We start from the raw sequence: 16,333 nt of genomic DNA on the forward strand, positions 1-16,333 counted from the left end.
CCCCGGACCGGCCAGCGCGGCGGCGTGCAGCGCGCGGCCCGCCCCGCGCGCTCCCCGCCACCCCATGACGCGCCCGGAGCAACCGGGCCGGACGCTTACACGACCCGGTTGAACAGGTTCTTCTGGTAGTTCTTGCGGATCTTGGTGGCGCGCGTGGGATTGGCCTCCGGCTCCGTAGCCCCCTCGCGAACCGCCGTGGGCGCCGGGGTGCGGCCGAACTGCGCCGCGTCGGTGACGCTTCCCATGAAGCAGTGCGCCAGGTGGTCCACCCCGCTGTTGAAGGCCCACGCGCCGTTGTACGCCTCGCAGGTGCGCACGATGGTGGCGACGTAGCTGCCGGGGTACGCGGTCTGGTCGTGCGCCTCGGTGGTGCCGCTGTCGGTGATGTCGTACAGGAACGCCGCCACCGCGCCCTCGTAGATGGCCCCGTTGGGGCTGGTGGTGGCGGGAAGGTAGTAGTTCGACTCGATCCGGCTGCGCCATCCCGGCGTGTACGCGCCCGCGACGGTAACGGCGTAGTAGTCGGGGAACCCCTCCGCCAGCGCGCAGCCCAGGGTGGTGGGATCGCCGGGGCCGTGCGGCTCGGGACAGTTCACGTAGTAGCGCTTGGCGCCGCCCAGCGACTCCTCGTGCAGGGCGTGGCCGTACTCGTGCGCCTGAACGAACTGGCCGTACTCGCCCCACACCTGCGACGAAGGGTAGTTCGTGTCGATGGAGGTGTCGATGACCAGGTTCTTGGTCGTGTTCCACTCGTAGGTGCTGTACGCCGCCGGCTCCACCCGGACGGTGATGCGCGGCCGCTGCACGCCGAAGTACGAATCGCTGTAGCGGATGTCGCGGTCCAGGTTGGTGTACACGTGGGCGCTCATCTTCTGCGCCTCGGTGGTGGTCTGGGCCGTGGTCACGGTGCCGCACTGGCTGCTGAACCATCCCGTGGCGTCGATGGCCATGGGCACGTTCATCACCAGCCGCGTGTTGTCCAGGAACACCCGCAGCCGGTAGCTGCCGTACGTGCCCGCCGCGTCCTTGTAGCACTGCGTAAAGGCCAGCCCGTCGCTGCCGGTGGTGCCGGGACGCATCTCTACGTAGGCGCCGCTCGCGGTGTAGATGTAGAACTCGTAGCGGGCGTTGGGGATGGGCGTGGCCGTGCCGCCGGCGTCGGGGTTGGCGTACGCCGCGTGGATGTCCACCCACCCGGCGATGGGCGCGTGCGAGGCGCGCAGGCCGGCCGGACGCGTGCCCGTGCCCTCGCCGGGCGCGCGCTCGCTGGAGCCCGGCATGGGCTCGGTTTCCGGGGTCAGCGGGCCGGGGGCCACGTGCACGCCCGCGGGAAACCGCGCCTCTTCAAAGTCGTCCGTCACGCGGCCGCCGCTCTCGGCGATCCACAGCCAGATGATGTCGTGCGCCGTTCCCGACGCCGGGTCTCCGCTGGACGGCTGCTCGTCCGCCGCGTCGTCGGAGCGCTGCACGATGGAGGCGATGACCTGGTAGTAGCCCGGCCGGTCAAAGGTGACGTTGGCCGTGCGGTTGAGCGACTGCCCGCGTCCGGTGGCCTGCCGTACGGAGATCTCCGGCTGCACCTCGTGGCCCACCTCCAGCTTCATCCGCTGCCCCCCGCCGGCCCGCAGCGCCGCCAGCTCGGGAAGCACCAGGCGCACCTCGGCGTCGGCCGTCCGCAGCCTGGACCGTCCCTTCACCGTGATCTGCACCGGCTGGCCCGGGCGAAAGCTGCCGGTGGCCTGTGCCTGCACCTCGAATCGCGCCTCGGCCCGTGGCGCCGTCAGCTGCCCCTCGCCCTCCACCACCCGCGGCCCCGTGGGGCCGTCGTCGCACGCCGCCAGCAGCACAAGGCCGCAGACGACCGCCCGCACACCGTGCGATCGCATACCACTCTCCCGCGCTTTCCCTGGTTCCCACTCGGCCTCGCACTCGCGCGGCCGTTGCCCCGGCGGCAACGCAAAGGCCGGGCCCGCAATACCAGATACGGACAATATGCGCAGAAACAAGTGAGAACGTGCGTCCGGGGCCGACGCGGGGGATCGCCTTGTCCCGCCCGGCGCGCGCGCCTACCTTTTCGCGTCCGCCGTTCACCTTCCGCTTTTCGTACGGTGCCCATGCAGATCATCCGCGAGCCGCGCGTCACCGTTCTGGCACGCCAGCAGTTCGTCTACCCCGAGCACATCAACTGGGAAAGCGACAGCGAGGTCGCGGGCGAGGTGGTCGCCGAGTTCGCGGGCCGCCTCTGCTACCTGAGCTTTGGCGAGGACGCGGGGCTGGAAGGAGGGCACAAGAGCATTCCCGGCCGCACCACCAACGAGGCGTACCTCGCCAACATCCTTACCACCAAGCATGGCTCCGTGCTGGAGCACGCCGTGTGGAGCATGCTTATCGAGGGTGTCAGCCGCACGTTGACGCACGAGCTGGTTCGGCATCGCGCGGGGTTCGGGTTTTCGCAGCTTTCCCAGCGATACGTGGACGAGTCCACCATCGGCTTCGTCCTCCCCCCCGAAATCGAGGAGGGGACCGGGGCCTTCGAGGTATGGTCGAATGCGTGCGAGGCATCGCTGTCCTCCTACCGGTCGCTGCTCGCGGAGATGATCGCCCAGGTAGGAGACCATGGCACGCCGACGATGCGTAAGAAGCGGGCGCGGCAGGCTGCACGCTCCGTTCTGCTGAACTGCGCCGAAACCAAGATCGTGGTGACCGGAAACGCCCGGGCGTGGCGTCACTTCTGCGAGATGCGCGGCAGTCCCACGGCCGACGTCGAGATCCGCAGGCTGGCGGTGGCGGTTCTGGGCGTGCTGCAGAACGAGGCGCCGCACATCTTCAAGGACCTGCGAACGGTAGATCACGAAGACGGCGTGGCGATCATCGACAGCTCCCACAACAAGGTGTGAGCTCCACAGCCGGGTTCCTCGCTATCCGAAACGCTCTCGCACTTCCTCCAGGGTGGTCGTGCGAAAGCTGCTGCCCAGCTTGGATCTGTGGAATACGCGCTGGATGGGTAGCGTGATGTGCGCCTGTTGTGGGTCGATGCCGATGGCCGTCAACTCGCGCGGGATCTGAAACCGGCGGATGAGATGCTCCGCCAGATACAGAATCGCGCGGGGATCTACGTCGTCGTGGATCGGAAAATACAGCCCGTTCTCCACGCGCAGGAACAACAGACCGGACTTCCGCAGGTACGCGCCGGGTTCAAAGCGTAGCTCGATGGAGATCTGCTCCGTTTCCGGGTCGGCGTATCCTCCCGTCCAGTAGCAGGTCAGCTCCTGCACCTGGCAGTCATCCACCATGATCCCGTCAGGACCCGATAGCGCGTCCAGAATGGGCTTTACGATGTTGTCGACGTCCGCGGCGCTGTCCGACTCATATCGTGCGCGCTCGGAAATCTGCCACTGGATTGCGATCTTGACGTCGCCGCCGAGTAGGTATTCGCAACCGGAGACACACGCCCGCACCGCCGACACCACGCCTGCCTTTCGCGCACCGGTGGACTGGAGTGATACCGGGGCAACCGCGACATCGAAGGTGATCACTCCGTGTTCCGGGGGAACGTCGAGGGGCAGCACCAGCCAGACTCCGGTTCGAGGCGAAAGGTTGGGGGCAAAGAAGGTACGGCTGACTGGCATCCTCTTCAAGGCGCTGGACCTGAGCATCCGCGTGGCGGACTGACGACACGCGCCGCACGGTTCAGCCGGCGCACGTTTCCCTGTCTTCCCCTCCCTCCCCCAGGACCCCATGCACCCCAACGCCGCGCTCATCCGCCGCTTCTACGACGCCTTTGCCGGGCTGGACGCCGAGGGGATGAAGGCGTGCTATCACCCGGACGTCGTGTTTACCGACCCCGCGTTCGGCGAGCTGCGCGGGCCGCAGGTGGGGGCGATGTGGACCATGCTCACCGGCCGCGCGAAAGATCTGGAGGTCAGCGCCACCGACATCGAGGCCGACGACCGGCGGGGGCGCGCGCACTGGGACGCCCGCTACACCTTTGGCCAGACGGGGCGCAAGGTGCTCAACCGCATCGACGCGGAGTTCGAGTTTCGCGACGGCCTGATCGTGCGCCACACCGACACTTTCAACTTCTACGCGTGGGCCCGCCAGGCACTGGGCCCCGCCGGCCTGATGCTGGGCTGGACGCCCGTGCTGCAGAACAAGGTGCGCGACACCGCCCGCCGCGGCCTTGCCAAGCACATGCGGGAGAGCGGCCTCGCCGAGCCGCCGCCGGAGTGAGCGGGTCGCGGTCAGGCGGCTCGCTCACCGCACGTGAAGAGGGGATGCCCACCCGCGGCATCCCCTCTTCACTTTCAGGTCCGTGTGGCGCTCACGCCCCAGCCGGCGCACCACACCTACGGCGCCGTTCTGGGGACGGACAAGCGCACCCGGATGACCTTGCGAGTCCGCGCCTCCGGCTGCATATCGTCTTCGCTCCATCTTGATCAAACACAACCATTTACCACAGTCCTTAAGACGCAGCGACGATTGTGTTACGGACCGGCGCGTTCATGCGGTTGCGCAATTGGCGACAATATAACAGCTTCCACTCAACCGCCCGCCGACACGGGCGTATCCCCCCCGATCCCCTTCCGGGAGTAAACCCATGCGCAAGCTGAAGCTGGAGTCGCTGCAGGTAGAATCGTTCGATACCACCGCCGCCACCCCGCGGCTGCGTGGTACAGTCGCGGGCCACCAGGACACCGGCCTGTCGTACTGCCAGATCTGCCGGCACTCGTACGACAACGTTTGCGAGCCCGACACGTACGACGTGGTGCTCTGCGGCGAGACGCGGTACTTCGACTGCAGCCTGGGCTGCCCCAGCATCGGACAGTGCGACCTGACCGAGTTCGACTGCGTGTAACCTGGACCGCGCCACCCCATCATCCCCTACCCCGACCGGATCGTACGATGCGCAAGCTGAAGCTGGAGTCGCTGAAGGTGGAGTCGTTCGACACCACCTCGAGCACGCCGCCGGAGCGCGGCACCGTGCAGGCCCACGCCGATTCCGGCCAGTCGGTCTGCGTCTGCCCGTTCTCCCGAGGCCGGGACTGCAAGACGTACGACTACCAGGTCTGCGGCGACACCGAATACCTGGACTGCACGCTTGTCTGCTCGGGCTTCGCGTCCTGCGAGATCTGCTGATCCGGGGACGCCGCGTGTAGCCCAGCACTGACACACGGGCAATCAAACGAGGGGATGCCCATCCGCGGCATCCCCCTCTTTCTCGTTGCGGCGCTGCCGCTGTCAGGCACCGCCCCTGCCGCGCCACGTCTCGCTTGTGGATGGCAAGGCGGCGCACCATCCAGGCACCCCTGGTTCTCGCACCTGCCCGGCCGGCGCGTCACCCACCGGCCTTGTCCGGCCGCGGCGGGAGGTCCGCCGCGGCGGGGCGGGCGCCGTAGCGAAGCCCGTCGATGAGCAGGTCGACCATGCGCTGGCTATGCCGGGCCCCCTCTTCGCCGGTGGAGAGGCACAGGTTGGCCACGCCTCGCAGCAGGTCGTTGGCGTCCACGTCACGGCAGACCGCGCCGGCGGCCGCCGCCGCATCCAGCAGCGATTCCAGGGCGGGCCCAAGATGCTGCTGAAAGTACGCGGGCAGGGGTTCGAACGCGGGATCTCCCGAGTGCAGCGCCGCGGCAAGCCCGCGCTTGGTGGCGATAAAGCGGGTGTATCGCCGCAGCCAGCGCGCCAGCGCCTCACCCGGCTCGTGCTCGGTCGCCAGGACGGGGGCTTCGGCGGCGCAGGCGTCGACCTCGCGGCGAAAGACCGCCGCCACCAGGTCCGCCCGCTGCGGAAAATGGCGATACAGGGTGCCGACACCCACCCCGGCCCGCGCGGCGATCTCGCGCACCGGCGCATCCACGCCCGATTCGGCGAACACGTCCTTGGCCGCCTCCAGTAGCGTGTCGATGTTGCGCTGCGCATCGGCGCGGACGGCACGCGCGGCTCCGCCGGGTGCATCCGGAACCGGCGGCTTGTCCGGCGTCTTCTCGTTTCCGTGCATGGAGCTTCCCTTCCTCTTGACTAAACGGAACATTGTTCCGCATATTACCGGAGCACTGTTCCGCTTCTGATGATAACGCATCGAGCCGGGACAGACCACCTGCCGAACACGTTCTGGGAGATCATCATGCAAAGCAAGCCCACCGCCCTGGTAACCGGCGCCAACCAGGGAATCGGTCTGCAGATCGCGAAGGAGCTCGCGGCCAACGGCTACACGGTGCTCGCCGGGTCGCGCAATCTCCAGAAGGGTGAGGCCGCGGTGAAAGAGATCGGGGCGGATGCGCACGCCATCCAGCTGGACGTCACCGATCCGGCCTCCGTCGCGGCCGCCGCGGAGCGTGTCCGGACCGAGTTCGGACGCCTGGACCTGCTGGTGAACAACGCCGCCATCTCGCACGCCGGCGCGCCGGGCAAGACGCTCGAGCAGGTGATCGAGGAGGGCCGGGCGAGCGTGGCATCGCTCGACGAGGTGCGCGCCGTGTAGGAGACGAACGTGTTCGGCGTTATCGCCGTCACGCAGGCCATGCTGCCGCTGCTGCGCCAGGCGCCGGCGGCGCGCATCGTCAACGTGTCCAGCAACGTTGGCTCGCTCACCCTGACCGCGGATCCGGGCTTTCCGTACCGGGGCGTGTTCGGCCCCGGGTACGCCGCGTCCAAGACCGCCCTCAACGCGATTACGCTCGCCTTTGCGAACGACCTGGAGGGGACCAACATCAAGGTCAACGCGGTGAGTCCGGGCTTTACCGCGACGGCGCTCAACAACTTTCAGGGCGTAGAGTCGATCGAGGAGGGCTCCCGCGCCCCCGTGCGCGTGGCCCTGGAGACGGACGGCCCCACCGGCACGTTCACGGGTCCGGACGGCCCGCTGCCGTGGTGATGTAGCCCCCACCGCGTGGCTCGTGGTGGATGACGTGAAAACAGCCGCGGACTCGTGTCCGCGGTTGTTTTCCTTTGTCCGCCGGTTTGCCGGATGCGCAGCCTACGACGACGCAAACGAGGGGGTGCCGGGCCGCGGCATTCCCTCGCTGGCGTCGTCCGGGCGGCCGGCGATCCTCCCAGCGCCAGGCGTCCAATCACCCTCACTTCGCGTTCACCGGACAATCAGGTTCAACGATCGTTTGCATCGCGTTCCGCACCTCGCCATCAATCACAGTAGAAGACAAGTATTGCGGAATACATCTGGAGGGGATAATCATTTCTGGTATCGTCCGCGGATGCGGGTGAACCCCTCACGCACACCAGGGTTGGATCATGCGCAAGCTGACGCTTGAAGCACTGCACGTCGAATCGTTCGAGACGACGCCGGCGGCACCCCGCCTGCGGGGTACCATTCACGGCAACCTGGACGACGCGGGCACCACCACTCAGCCGGGCACGCGCGTGTCGGTGTGCGCGGTGTGCGAGCAGTGGACCGATGCCCCTGTCTGCGGAATCGATACCTACAACGTGCAGGACTGCGGCGAAACCAATGTCTTTGACTGTACGCTCGGCGGCTGCACGGCCAACACGTGTGATCCTCACTTCAACACCTGCGACGGGTACTGCGCGATCGAGTACACCGCGCGCTGCGTGGTAGATACGCGCTCCGTCTGAAGGCGAAGCTGAACGAGGGGATGCCCGTCCGCGGCATCCCCTCGTCGGATCCCGCGCTCCGTCACGCCGCCAGCCGCCGCACCACCTCTGCCGCGCCACGCCTGTGTATCGTCAGGCACACCAGTCGACCCTGCGGATCGAGCACCATCCAGGTTGGATCGCTCCTGATGCTATCCTCCATCCCCAAATCCATCGACTTCCGCTGCCCGCCAACTTGCACAATTACCGACATTATTCCAGATTCATCCAGCGCTCGGCTCTGCGGGCGTATCCCCCCCGATCCTCTTCCGGAGTTGACAGATGCGCAAGCTGAAGCTGGAGTCGCTGCAGGTAGAATCGTTCGAAACCACAGCATCCACACGCGCGGTGAGCGGCACCGTCGAGGGCCATGCGGACGACGTCGACCCCGTCAGCAGGAACACAGGTCCTTCGTACTGCGTGCGATGCTACGCCCCGACGTACGATCCGAACACCTGCCACGAGTCGTACGATCCGGCCACCTGCCCGCACACCGAGTTCATGGACTGCACCTACGGCTGCACGCGGCTGTACAACACCTGCGGCGGCAACTACTGCTGGATAGACCCCACCGCCGACTGCACGGCGTGATCACCCGCCAGTGAACGCAAAAAGGGGATGCCGATGCGCGGCATCCCCTCTTCGCATGTATGACGGATTGGAGCCCCGACGTGCCGCCCCGGAATCAGGAGCGGTCGCACGGTCCGTGCACCTGCGCGATCCTCCATCAAGCCGTCGCAACTCCCGGCACCTGTTTGGGTATCCCCAGAAAAGGAGCCTCCGCCGTCCAGCAGCGATTGCTCCACCGCCTGCCCATCCGCCACACCTCCGCACTCCCGATCCGACTGACATCCGGTTGTTCCCGCAACGTGAGCCGGTGAGATCCTCACGTACCTTTCCGTAACCCACCCACCTCTGGAGCGCACATGGCAAAGCTGAAGCTGAACCTCGAAGCAGTGGCCGTCGAAACGTTCGAGACCACCGCGCCCGATCGGCGGGAGCAGGGAACCGTCGAAGGCCTGCAGAACACGGTCCCGTACTGCAGCCCCAGCGCCGAGATCTACTGCCCCACGGCGACCTGCCACGACGGGTGCACGGCCAACTGTCCCGACTATCCTCCCGTGACCTGGTACCAGACGTGCCCTCCCACCTGTCACCGGGGCGAGGGATGCGAATCCGGACAGCCCACCTGCCCGGAGTGAGCTGACGGTGTAGCGCCGCCCGCGCGGTAGCTGAACCTTTCCCCTCTCACCGGCTTTCAGCTGCCGCCGGTCCGGCACGCTCGTAGATGACGATCGGCAGCCGCTGGATCCGTCTCCCGCGGCTGCCTGCGTTTTGTCACCCCGCCAGCCGCTGCACCACCGCTACCGCGCCGCGCTTGCAGACGGTCAGGCACACCCGTTGATCCTGCGGATTGAGCATCATCAAGCTACAATCCTGCCGCGGATTGTTGCCGTCTCGCCGCCGTACACGGATCTTCGTCGCTGGCGAGCCCCGTCCCCCGCCGACTCCGTTTCCCTCTCCTCCGGACAACCGTGACTAAGCTCGTGCTCGTTCCCGTTCTGATGCTCTGCTCGAGCGTGCTGATGGCGCTGGCCTGGCTGGGGCACCTGCGCTACCGCGACAGCATCGGCTTCTGGGTGGCGCTGGGGGTGAGCTGGCTGCTGGTGCTGCCCGAGTACGTGCTGAACGTAGGCGCCACCCGGTACGGATACGGCACGTACACAGGCGCGCAGATGGCCTCGTTCCACCTGGCGTTCGGGGTGGTGGCCGTGGCCCTGGTCGCGCACTTCGTGCTGGGAGAACAGCTGACGACGATGCAGTGGGTCGGCTTTGGTCTGCTGGCGGTGGCGACCGTGCTCATCACCTGGCGCAAGTGAGCCAGCAGCGTAGATGGCGGTCGCGGATGGGCCTGCGGATGAAGCGCCGCACGCGGTGGCGGAACGGGTGTCGTTGCCTGAGCCCGCCGCTGTCCCAAGCTGCCGAAGCTCGATGGGAACGATGAGGCGCGTCCGGGATGGACGTGGACGTGTTCATCCGCCGCGACGACAACCCATCTTTCTTCGCGACCGGGAGGTGGGGAGCCGACACCACAAGAGCAGGAAGATTGCGCAATTTCCGCCATACTTGCAGAATCACACCATCCCGCTGTGAGACCCCCTCCTCCTCCCTCGTAATCGGACATCGTCATGCACAAGCTCAAGCTGGAGTCGCTGCAGGTCCAGTCGTTCGAGACCACCGCTGCTCCGCACCAGGCGCGCGGCACCGTGCAGGCACATGCCAAAACCGAACATTGGCAGTGCGTACAATCCGGGGATTCGTGGTGCGCCTGCACCATGGATCTACAGGCCTGCGGCGACACGAACTACCTCGACTGTACCTATTCCGCCTGCGGCGTCACGTACCCTACCAACTGTAACTGCAGCATGGATTCGCAGTGCGCCTGCACAATGGATATTCAGGCCTGCGGCGACACGCATTATCTGGACTGTACCTATTCCGTCTGCGGCGAAACGTATTACTGCTCGAACTACAAGACCTGCACGGCGTAGGTCGGGTGCCGATTCAAGCAGGCCCAGCGTGATGGCGGAACGAGGGGATGCCTGATCGCGGCATCCCCTCTATGCGTCCCTCCGCGCCCGGCGATCCTCAGCCCCCGGCCGCCGCACCATCTCCACCGCGCCGCGCTTGTGGACGGTCAGGCACACAGTTGGCCCTGCCGGATCGCTTATCATCCAGCGAATCGCCGTAGCGACAACAGCTGCGCGAACCCGGCACGCAAACGTTGCATAACCCGCCACAATACGCTTATCATGGCAAGGCATCGCCTGTAGCCGCAGGCGAGCATTCACGCACCGCGGGGGAACGTGATCATGCGCAAACTGAAGCTTGAGTCGCTACAGGTGGAATCGTTCATGACTACGGGCATCGAGCCGCAGCGGCGCGGTACCGTCGCCGGCCACGCGGACGTGCCCGCGTATCCCGTGACGACCGGCCCCGTCGTGAACCCCGGCACCGGCACCATCGGGGCGCACACGTACGACGCTCGCGAGTGCGGCTAGACCAACTACATGGACTGCACCTACGGCTGCACCGTCCGGTGCTCGTACGGCAGCGGGTGCCGCGACGTATGCTGGAGCTACTACGAGCCCGGCGAGCCGGTGGTCGCCCCCCCGCTGTAGCCCCCAGCAACACATGAAGTGCGGCAGCCGCGGATTCCTGATCCGCGGCTGCCGTTCGTTATCTCCGCCCCTTACACCGCCAACCGCCGCACCACCTCCACCGCGCCGCGCTTGTTGACGGTCAGGCACACGGCATCCGTCCAGCACGCTGGGCGGCATCCGCCAGGCGTTTTCCTGCGGCGCGGAGCCGCCTCGACCCGCGCGCGCGTCAGCAGGCGCAGCTAAGCCCGCAGGTACAGACGGCGTTTACGGTCCGGTCGCTGTCGCACCTGTCGGTATAGACAGGGCACGGCTCATAACTCGGGTCGTAAGGAAGGCACATCCGCACGCTGTCACACAGCGGCGTAACCGGGCCGCGTCCGTGCACAGTTCCGCGGGCGATTTTCACGTCGGCGGCCTCGAACGACTCAACCTTCAGTGCGTCGATTTGGAGTTTCAGCTTCTTCATTGTTCCTCCGAAGACGTGTGTTTGCAGGCACCGAGTTGGCAGGCTGTTGAAAGATGGCGGAGCCTGCCCGCGATCGAAAGCACTTCCATGCAGAGGATTTCAACCCAGGCTCGACCCGTGGAGCGTTCTTTTGCGTGGCCTGCCTGGGCGCTGTTGATGAAGGGCATGCAGCCGCAGGCTCCGTCGCCCGCGGCTGCCGTTGAGGCCTCTACCGCGTTCGGCGATCCGCTCTCGATAGCAGTTCCTGATCCCGATCACTCAGAATCGGAGGAGCGATTCCTGCTTCTAGGAAGATCTGCGGCAGGGCGGTTGCTCTCAGTTGTGCACACGGAGCGGCAGGATGCGCTTCGTATTTGCAGCGCACGGACGGCCACACGGCGCGAACGGAGGACATATGAAGAAGAAGGCTGACGACGCCGACGAGATGCGCGCGGAGTACGATTTTAGTGGTGGCGTGCGTGGCAAGTACGCGGAGCGATACGCGAAGGGAACCAACGTCGTGCTGCTCGACCCAGACGTCGCTGAAGTGTTTCGCGATCAAGCCTCAGTGAATCGGGCTCTACGCGCGCTTGCCGGCATCATTCGCGAGCAGCAGGTGCCCGAGCTAGTGTAGTCTCCGCCCCAGGCTGACATACACGGCAGCCGCGGATTTTCTCGTCCGCGGCTGCCGTTCTATCGTCACTCCGGTTCACCCCGCCAGCCGCCGCACCACCTCCAGCGCGCCTCGCTTGTAGACGGTCAGGCACACCAGCTGGCCCTGCGGATCGAGCACCATCCAGTTGCGATCCTTCTTGCGGATGGTGTAGCCGTGCTGCGGCTGCGGGGCGGGCGCCTGGCGCTTCTGCTTGGTGGGCATCGTGGCCTCCGGTGGGCTTGACCCCTAGCGCCCGGCAGGGCTACACTTGCGGTAGCGGGCGGCCCTCGGGTCTGTTCGCTGGTAAGGCTGGCCGGTCTTCTTCGCGGGAGTTACGGTCAGCCTTTTCTTTGCCCCTGCTGGTCACAAAAATACTAAACCAACGGGCCTTGGCAAAGTGTAACATAAACCATAAATCACAATGGATGCAGTCAGCGAACGCGCACGTTTTCGAGACGCAGTTGACCGGCTGCGAGAATCAACCGGCGTCTCAATGGATGAGGTCGCGAAGGAGTTCGGCGTGAGCCTGAACCTCGCGCATCGCTGGCGTGCTGACTCCGGCCGCCATAAGCCGCGCGCGGGCTGGGAGGCGGTGCTGGCGACGATGGCTGAGCGCGGCGCGGCGGCAAATCGCGAGCGGGCGGAGGCGGCGGAGCGGCTTGCGGCGGAGCTAAGCGAATACGTCAAAATTGCTGACCCGCACCGCAAATAGCGCCCAATGCGGGGCCGATGACCACTACCGGCGTAATGACGCGCACTAGCGAAAAGGTTATTCGCGCAAACTAGCGCGCAATGAAAAAGGCGCAGAGCAGGACCAGCGCCTTGCGGGCACTGCGCAACGTTGCGCGTAAGTTTGCGGCCCACGTCCGCTCACGGTCGGAGTCATCATCAGCACTACGGAAAAGACCGGAGCCGGCGTGCTAAACCACGGGAGTGTACCCGCTCGAAGCCCGACAGATTGACCAGCATTTCAGAATGCGCGTAGTCAAGAGGGGGCACACCGAAGAAAGTAGGCCCTAAAAGTCAGACTCGCACAGGCACGGCGCAGGGCTATGTCCTGAGTTGCTCCGGTCTAAGCACGGTCATGGCAGCGGTTCGTCAGGATGAATCTCCCATCCTCTGGCTTTCGTGTGCTCAATCAGTGCCAAACGTGCCTCCTCTTTCGACGGCCCATCCATCCCAAGCACGTCACAATGGCTCCTATTGTCCTCTTTTATGTCGGGTGAATGAATCACGGACAAAAGTGGTAGTTGCCGCACGAACCCCGCGACAATGGATACAACTCCGTTGTTCTCAGGTGCGCGTTTCGCTCGCAACCGCGTTTCAACGGGATTCGAATATCGCTCCCAATCCACGGACATTCCGCCATCCCGGGCTCGGAATGCACTGGGCACAAGTCTTCCGTCTGGGTCAATGCTCTGGCGATGCACCCGAAGGTATAGCTTGTCCTCATCAGGGATTTCTTCGCGTTCCCACATCAATCTTGCTCAACGATCCATGCAACAATTACACAAGCTTCGCGTCTGGAATCGAATTGGCCTCGCACCGACTCGCCGCTTCTATTCTTCCCAAAAAATGTCGCAAAGCCACAATCCGCAGGATAGCTTATGAGCATTTGGAATATGCCCGTATCCCACAAAATATCTATACCCCCGTCGTCACCTGGAGCGAAGCGGGGCGGGGGCAACTGACAAGCAAAGTTTCGGTTGGCGATCCCTTCCAGATTCCTAACGAATTCAGCAGCGCGAGACAGAGCCTCCGCTGTGTATCGAACTCCGTCCTCACTTTCTGGATCTACTTCCCGATCGAGAATCCAAGTAGCCGAGGCGATTGCGCTCTCGACAGGTGATCTCATGGCTTCGAACGATTGCCACTCAGAATCACCCTCTGCCTTCGCTCCTCCACGCCCAAGTTGCGTGGACCACTTGCGTTCTCTCACCGCACTGAAAGCTAAGCGCTTGTCGTCCGTCGCAGCACGGGACCGCCATGCGTCTCTGTGGCTCGGGCGTGCCGAGGACGAAGGAACCGCCACTCGGGACTTGATAGAAGGCAGCTTTTGCATAGTCATCTCTCCACCCAAACGAGCCTTGCAGATTCAACGAAGTCACGAAGATCTTTCTCCTGAGATCTCGCTCGGCTTATCTCGCGGCCAATTTGAACAAGATCTAAACCATCCAAAGCGAAAGTGTATTCTTGATCAGAATTGACAACTGAAATCTTTAGGAGGTGCACCGGCATCATAGCGACAGGTGAGCCAGTGCCCGATTCATACACAGGTCGCAAATCGGTAAGCACTTTTGCACTGCCAAATACACGCTCAGATTCGAACATCAACTGCCCCGCCGCTGCAGTAATGCTGAGGTTGATCTGGCGACCCAGTATCTCGATAAGAAACTCAGTGAATCCGGGCACCTGATCGGCTGGAATCAGCCCCACGTCCGCACGGCTCATCGAAGCGGCGACCGATTTTGCGAACTCCTCTACGTCCGTCTTCGGCCGGAGAGCTGTTTTCATCGCGAGGAGTTCTTCAAGAACTACGCTGAGTTCCTCCTCTTGCAGTCCCTCGACGGGCATTACGTTAGCCGCGAAGTGGCTCGTCGACGTTGTCGGGGCAGCCTGTGCCAAGCGTCCGACGAAATCGGCCCGCTGGTCTTCCGACAGCCGAGCTAAAAGGCTGAGGGCGAACCGGGAGTCCTCCGGGATTGGCGGCGGTTCTAACATCTGCGCACCTAATTCAGAACACGTGTAGGCGGCAGTGCGGGAGATTTCCGAGCACTGCGCAAGGGGCTACGTCTAAGCTAGGAAGTAGTGTATCCCAAAGCAATGCTGTGGTTCCCGTCCCAATACAGCAGCACAACCTCGGCCCAACTTCGGCCTTCTTGACACCCCCTCCGCGCGCGGGTTAGGTTCCCGCTCCCCTAACGACCGTTCGAACGATCGTTCGATACAGGGGTATGGGCGGCACGGAACCGGCTTTCGCGCCGGGCAGCCGGTGCCGCCGCGAGCGCATCGACTGAAACCAAAGCCCTTCGCACCAGGCACGGAGACATAGGGATGGCCCGCTTCACGGACGAAGAGCTCAAGGAAAAGGTACAGAACGGCTTTATCGTCGAGTACCCGGATGACATGACGGAGGGGTACCGCAAGGCCCTGATCGTTCAGCTGCTGGTGCAGGCCGACACGGAGCTGGTGAGCGCGCCGGCGTACTTCGGCGCGGCCAAGGACGCGCCGTCGACCAATACGATGGTGAGCGCCACGGCCATCATCCAGGACGAGCTGGCCCACGCAAACATCGCGTACCGCCTGCTGGAAGACCTGGGGCTGGACAAGGAGCAGCTGGTGTACGGACGCCAGCCGCACGAGTTCAAGCACCCGTACGGCTTCGACCATCCGCTGGAGAACTGGGCGGAGCTGGTGGTGGCCAACGGCCTGTACGACCGCGCGGGCATCACGCTGCTGGGCGACGTCTTCAAGAACACCTCGTACGGCCCGCTGAAGCGCGCGCTGGTAAAGGTTGACCAGGAAGAAACCTTCCACCTGCGCCACGGCGAGATGTGGATGAAGCGCCTGAGCAACGCCGGCGGCGAGGCCAAGGCGCAGATCCAGCGCGCGGTGGACTGGATGTTCCCCATGGCGGTGGAGTGGTTTGGCCTGCCGGACGACATGAAGCGCCACAGCGGCCAGCTGGAGTACCGCCTGAAGGGGATGACCAACGACGAGCTGCGGCAGACGTGGATGAAGTCTACCGTGCCGCTGTGCGAGAGCATTGGCATCGACGTGCCGGCGCACTGGGACGAGGATCAGCAGAAGTTCGTGCTGGAATACTCGTTCCCCTGCGAGTACGACGAGGACGAGAAGCAGTGGCTGTTTGGCGAGGGCGAGATCAGCTGGGAGCAGGTGTTCGAGCGGTGGAAGCGCCGCGGCCCGGCCAACAAGTCGTTCGTGGAGAGCATCCAGGACGGCAAGGGCTTCCGCAAGCAGCTCGAGGCGGCCGCCTGATGAGTTGCAGCACGACGGAATCGCGCTTCGGCGGATCGGACGCGGGCGGCACGGCGCTGCTCGACGCGCCGTCCGCCTATCCGTGTCCGCCGGCGGAGCGCACCGGCCCCCTGTGGGACGCGCTGCGCGAGGTGATGGATCCCGAGATCCCCATCTCGCTGGTGGACCTGGGCCTGATCTACGACATCCGCCAGGACGGCGGTCAGGTGGAGGTGGACCTGACGTTCACGGCGACGGCGTGTCCGTGCATGGCCTTTATCCACTACGACATCGCGGACCGCCTGCAGCGCGAGCCGGGGGTGGATGAGGTAAAGGTGATCGAGACGTGGACGCCGGCGTGGACCAAGTCGCGGATCACGCCCGAAGGCAGAGAGGCGCTCCGGAAGTTCGGCGTGTCGATGTAAAAGAGAAGTGCGTGAGTGCGTCAGTGCGGGAGAACTGCACCGGGCACCACGCACTTCC

The 16,333-nt window shown here is 64.8% G+C and carries 21 protein-coding genes and 1 pseudogene; 16 read left to right on the forward strand and 6 right to left on the reverse strand.

Translation table 11 applies throughout. The annotated features are described in order from the left end of the window. Positions 1-95: 95 nt before the first annotated feature. Positions 96-1,886: a hypothetical protein gene (locus ACOJUJ_RS17820; RefSeq protein WP_420128258.1), complete on the reverse strand. Its 1,791-nt coding sequence runs from the start codon at positions 1,884-1,886 to the stop codon at positions 96-98. Between the two features lie 228 nt (positions 1,887-2,114). On the opposite strand from ACOJUJ_RS17820, the gene thyX reads away from it, so the two are divergent. Continuing rightward, entirely contained in the window at positions 2,115-2,897 is a 783-nt protein-coding gene (gene thyX, locus ACOJUJ_RS17825; RefSeq protein WP_420128290.1) for an FAD-dependent thymidylate synthase, read from the forward strand. A gap of 21 nt (positions 2,898-2,918) precedes the next feature. On the opposite strand, the gene ACOJUJ_RS17830 is transcribed toward thyX, so the two are convergent. Continuing rightward, the gene (locus ACOJUJ_RS17830) at positions 2,919-3,569 is read right to left on the reverse strand and encodes a RusA family crossover junction endodeoxyribonuclease (RefSeq protein WP_420128259.1); all 651 of its coding nucleotides are present in this window, start codon (positions 3,567-3,569) and stop codon (positions 2,919-2,921) included. Between the two features lie 169 nt (positions 3,570-3,738). Between ACOJUJ_RS17830 and ACOJUJ_RS17835 the strand changes: the two genes are divergently transcribed. The 3 genes from ACOJUJ_RS17835 to ACOJUJ_RS17845 all read left to right on the forward strand — a co-directional run bounded on the left by ACOJUJ_RS17835 (position 3,739) and on the right by ACOJUJ_RS17845 (position 5,136). Next, positions 3,739-4,230 carry a nuclear transport factor 2 family protein gene (locus ACOJUJ_RS17835; protein ID WP_420128260.1) on the forward strand — a complete coding sequence of 164 codons (492 nt, stop codon included), beginning with the start codon at positions 3,739-3,741 and terminating at the stop codon, positions 4,228-4,230. Positions 4,231-4,597: 367 nt separating this feature from the next. Continuing rightward, positions 4,598-4,855, forward strand: coding sequence for a hypothetical protein (locus tag ACOJUJ_RS17840; RefSeq protein ID WP_420128261.1), 258 nt, complete (start codon positions 4,598-4,600; stop codon positions 4,853-4,855). Between the two features lie 47 nt (positions 4,856-4,902). Further along, positions 4,903-5,136 carry a hypothetical protein gene (locus ACOJUJ_RS17845; RefSeq protein ID WP_420128262.1) on the forward strand — a complete coding sequence of 78 codons (234 nt, stop codon included), beginning with the start codon at positions 4,903-4,905 and terminating at the stop codon, positions 5,134-5,136. A gap of 199 nt (positions 5,137-5,335) precedes the next feature. Here ACOJUJ_RS17845 and ACOJUJ_RS17850 read toward each other — a convergent pair whose 3' ends face one another. Continuing rightward, a complete protein-coding gene (locus tag ACOJUJ_RS17850; RefSeq protein ID WP_420128263.1) occupies positions 5,336-5,998 on the reverse strand; it encodes a TetR/AcrR family transcriptional regulator in 663 nt (220 codons plus the stop codon). 126 nt (positions 5,999-6,124) lie between these two features. On the opposite strand from ACOJUJ_RS17850, the pseudogene ACOJUJ_RS17855 reads away from it, so the two are divergent. From ACOJUJ_RS17855 to ACOJUJ_RS17885, 7 genes and pseudogenes are all read left to right on the forward strand, one after another. Next, positions 6,125-6,874 (forward strand): annotated as a pseudogene (locus tag ACOJUJ_RS17855) (SDR family NAD(P)-dependent oxidoreductase). A gap of 374 nt (positions 6,875-7,248) precedes the next feature. Then, positions 7,249-7,590, forward strand: a complete 342-nt coding sequence (locus ACOJUJ_RS17860; protein WP_420128264.1) for a hypothetical protein — start codon at positions 7,249-7,251, stop codon at positions 7,588-7,590. 300 nt (positions 7,591-7,890) lie between these two features. Further along, positions 7,891-8,199 (forward strand): pinensin family lanthipeptide, encoded by a 309-nt coding sequence (locus ACOJUJ_RS17865; protein ID WP_420128265.1) that lies wholly within the window; start codon positions 7,891-7,893, stop codon positions 8,197-8,199. Between the two features lie 335 nt (positions 8,200-8,534). Then, complete coding sequence (locus tag ACOJUJ_RS17870) at positions 8,535-8,810, forward strand: hypothetical protein (protein ID WP_420128266.1); 276 nt, start codon at positions 8,535-8,537, stop codon at positions 8,808-8,810. A 345-nt stretch (positions 8,811-9,155) separates the two neighbouring features. After that, positions 9,156-9,488 carry a DMT family protein gene (locus ACOJUJ_RS17875; protein ID WP_420128267.1) on the forward strand — a complete coding sequence of 111 codons (333 nt, stop codon included), beginning with the start codon at positions 9,156-9,158 and terminating at the stop codon, positions 9,486-9,488. Positions 9,489-9,797: 309 nt separating this feature from the next. Beyond that, a complete protein-coding gene (locus ACOJUJ_RS17880) occupies positions 9,798-10,160 on the forward strand; it encodes a pinensin family lanthipeptide (RefSeq protein WP_420128268.1) in 363 nt (120 codons plus the stop codon). Between the two features lie 321 nt (positions 10,161-10,481). Continuing rightward, a complete protein-coding gene (locus ACOJUJ_RS17885) occupies positions 10,482-10,670 on the forward strand; it encodes a pinensin family lanthipeptide (protein ID WP_420128269.1) in 189 nt (62 codons plus the stop codon). Between the two features lie 328 nt (positions 10,671-10,998). Here ACOJUJ_RS17885 and ACOJUJ_RS17890 read toward each other — a convergent pair whose 3' ends face one another. Then, entirely contained in the window at positions 10,999-11,238 is a 240-nt protein-coding gene (locus tag ACOJUJ_RS17890; protein ID WP_420128293.1) for a hypothetical protein, read from the reverse strand. A gap of 165 nt (positions 11,239-11,403) precedes the next feature. Between ACOJUJ_RS17890 and ACOJUJ_RS17895 the strand changes: the two genes are divergently transcribed. After that, positions 11,404-11,649: a BrnT family toxin gene (locus tag ACOJUJ_RS17895; RefSeq protein ID WP_420128291.1), complete on the forward strand. Its 246-nt coding sequence runs from the start codon at positions 11,404-11,406 to the stop codon at positions 11,647-11,649. Next, positions 11,633-11,851 (forward strand): hypothetical protein, encoded by a 219-nt coding sequence (locus tag ACOJUJ_RS17900; protein WP_420128270.1) that lies wholly within the window; start codon positions 11,633-11,635, stop codon positions 11,849-11,851. The genes ACOJUJ_RS17895 and ACOJUJ_RS17900 overlap by 17 nt, the downstream gene beginning before the upstream one ends. Positions 11,852-11,926: 75 nt before the next feature. On the opposite strand, the gene ACOJUJ_RS17905 is transcribed toward ACOJUJ_RS17900, so the two are convergent. Next, positions 11,927-12,094 (reverse strand): hypothetical protein, encoded by a 168-nt coding sequence (locus ACOJUJ_RS17905; RefSeq protein ID WP_420128271.1) that lies wholly within the window; start codon positions 12,092-12,094, stop codon positions 11,927-11,929. 199 nt (positions 12,095-12,293) lie between these two features. On the opposite strand from ACOJUJ_RS17905, the gene ACOJUJ_RS17910 reads away from it, so the two are divergent. Then, a complete protein-coding gene (locus ACOJUJ_RS17910) occupies positions 12,294-12,584 on the forward strand; it encodes a hypothetical protein (RefSeq protein WP_420128272.1) in 291 nt (96 codons plus the stop codon). A gap of 1,352 nt (positions 12,585-13,936) precedes the next feature. On the opposite strand, the gene ACOJUJ_RS17915 is transcribed toward ACOJUJ_RS17910, so the two are convergent. Continuing rightward, on the reverse strand, positions 13,937-14,593 hold the full coding sequence (locus ACOJUJ_RS17915; RefSeq protein ID WP_420128273.1) for a hypothetical protein: 657 nt from the start codon (positions 14,591-14,593) through the stop codon (positions 13,937-13,939). Positions 14,594-14,926: 333 nt separating this feature from the next. Here ACOJUJ_RS17915 and ACOJUJ_RS17920 point away from each other — a divergent pair, with 333 nt between their 5' ends. Together ACOJUJ_RS17920 and ACOJUJ_RS17925 are read left to right on the forward strand one after the other, a co-directional pair. Further along, positions 14,927-15,871, forward strand: a complete 945-nt coding sequence (locus ACOJUJ_RS17920; protein WP_420128274.1) for a Phenylacetic acid catabolic protein — start codon at positions 14,927-14,929, stop codon at positions 15,869-15,871. After that, positions 15,871-16,275 carry a metal-sulfur cluster assembly factor gene (locus ACOJUJ_RS17925; protein ID WP_420128275.1) on the forward strand — a complete coding sequence of 135 codons (405 nt, stop codon included), beginning with the start codon at positions 15,871-15,873 and terminating at the stop codon, positions 16,273-16,275. The genes ACOJUJ_RS17920 and ACOJUJ_RS17925 overlap by 1 nt, the downstream gene beginning before the upstream one ends. Positions 16,276-16,333: the final 58 nt, after the last annotated feature.

It is taken from the genome of Longimicrobium sp. (assembly GCF_048594345.1).
In the GTDB taxonomy this organism is placed as follows: domain Bacteria; phylum Gemmatimonadota; class Gemmatimonadetes; order Longimicrobiales; family Longimicrobiaceae; genus Longimicrobium.